The organism is Moorena sp. SIO3I6 (assembly GCF_010672095.1).
Map to the genome: position 1 here is coordinate 1 of NZ_JAAHHU010000761.1, position 2,274 is coordinate 2,274.

Consider the following 2,274-nt stretch of genomic DNA (forward strand, 5'->3'; position numbering starts at 1 on the left):
CGCAGCCAGTCTGTGGAGTGATCTTGGAGCGTCAGCTGGGTAAAAATGTGGTGGTGATGCTAATTTGCGCCACAGAATCAGCTCAGGGAGACGTTAAAGATGCCATTGCACTTTTGGCTAATACTCTCAAACCTCTTTAAGGTCAATGGCATGCTCCTTACGCTTAAGGGAAGCTGGTAATTGTCCATCGTCTATGGTGCATTATTTTTTCTCCACCAAAGCTGCCTTTACTTACCAAATATAGGCAGTTTTCTGTGCTGCTCACTTCAAGTAACATCGGATTAATTACCTCCTTAGAAGGGGTTATTCCTTGAGGATTTATTAGTTATTAAAAAAAATAAACTAACCACTAATCAAGATAGGTTTTCCAAATGATATGTAAATATAATATGTCTTTTTTTATTGTCAAATAAAACTCCGGCTCTCTTTCCTAGGTTGCTTTTTTCCTCTTGTCTGCCAGGCAATTTCTGCAACAAGTGTGTTTACAATCCATATAAAACCCTATAACTAGCTTTAACAAAAATTACTGTATAGAGCATCAGAGTCAGTGTGACTTTATTTCTTTTTCAAAAAAGTATCAATAATCCGGATCTATTTAATTAATATTGTATTGATAATTATCCCTGATGCTATCTAGATTTTTTTTTATCTTTTTCTAAGTAATTAATAGGTGATTTGAGCTTTAAATAATCTTCAGGTTTTTTATTGAATAGTTTATATTTTCGGTACTCGATTAGTAGCATTTATTATATCTTTTTAATTAAAATTAATCCTTGATTATAGTAAAGATTTATAATAGATATTTGATAAGCTAATTATTCCATAATTAATCGGGATTTTTAATACAAAGTAATATCAAATATTTTCAATTAAAAATGTTTAAAATAATTTAATTAATTTCATGCGCTTATTGATAATTCAGTATGCTGGAGATTACCGTGAAGCCTTTGAACGCTTAGCTAACGGTGGACCTGAAACATACTATGCTCAGAAATATTCTGTAGATGCGGTAGCTGAAATTGGCAAACAAATTGGGGAAGTTGCAACTCTCTGTTGTATGACCGAAAAACCCTACAATCAGCTACTGGAAAAAGGAGTTCGTGCTATTGGTGCAGGGTTTGATGGAAAGATTAACGTTAAAAAGTTAATCCAATTGATTGAAGATTACCATCCCACTCATTTAGTTGTTCGCACACCCATTCGGGACGTTTTTCGTTGGGCAATTAACAATACTGTTCCAACCCTAGCCCTATTTGCTGAATCTATTCCCACCAGAAAGGTGCGTAACAAGTTTCGTAATTATTTACTAAGCCAATTATTAAATAATGATCGAATCCAATGGATTGGTAGTTATGGGATTGATTCCTCCCGAGTACTCCAGGAGATAGGAGTCCAATCTGACAAGATAATTCCTTGGACTTTTATTGTTACTGAAACCCCAGAATCCTTGTCACCAAAAACTCTACCAGCACAGGCTAAGCCCTGGCAACTGTTTTACATTGGGTCAATGATTGAAGCTAAAGGGGTTGGCGATATATTAGAATCTATCGCTAAATTAAAAGCTAATAAGTTTCCAATCAAATTGAAGATAGCTGGTAACGATAAAACAGGTTTCTTTGTCAATAAAGCTAAGCAGCTACAAATCGAAGACTGTGTAGAGTTTCTCGGAATAGTACCAAATAAGACCGTAGTTCCTCTGATGAGAGAATCTGATCTGGTATTAGTTCCTAGTCGCCACGAATTTCCAGAGGGTTTCCCACTGGCAATTACTCATGCCCTTTGCGCTCGAACTCCAATCATTGCTTCAGATCACCCGATGTTTATCAATAAACTAAAAGATGGCATCAGTGCGAAAATTTTCGAAGCTGGCAACTCTGTTGCTTTAGCAGAATCTATTCAAAAGCTGCTTTCAGATTCAGATCTTTACCATAATCTGTCTATAGCCTCTTACGAAACCTGGAAGAGTTTGCAGCTTCCAGTAAAATTTGCTGACCTAATTCAGCGATGGCTACATGACTCACCAGAAAATGAACAGTGGTTAATTGATCATCGCTTAAGTTCAGGGCGCTACAACTCAACATCTCCCTAATAATTTTTCATAATAATTATGATGACTAAAAAGAATAAGCCAGATAAAGAATTCCTAATCTATAGGATTTAAGGTGCATTTTAAAAATTGTTCGGATTAATACCAAGTAGAAACTAATCAGCTTTGATTTGTCAAATCCAATAGAGGTCATTAGGAGCAATAGTGCTTGTGATGTCGACGGCGGA

1 protein-coding gene is annotated in these 2,274 nt (G+C 35.8%); it reads left to right on the forward strand.

The window, feature by feature from the left end:
* Positions 1-901 precede the first annotated feature (901 nt).
* Complete coding sequence (locus F6K49_RS42395; protein ID WP_075901534.1) at positions 902-2,089, forward strand: glycosyltransferase; 1,188 nt, start codon at positions 902-904, stop codon at positions 2,087-2,089.
* Positions 2,090-2,274: the final 185 nt, after the last annotated feature.

Coding starts and splice junctions, on each gene's coding strand:
- F6K49_RS42395 (WP_075901534.1), top strand. CDS start 902: ATGCGCTTATTGATAATTCAGTATGCTGGAGATTACCGTGAAGCCTTT.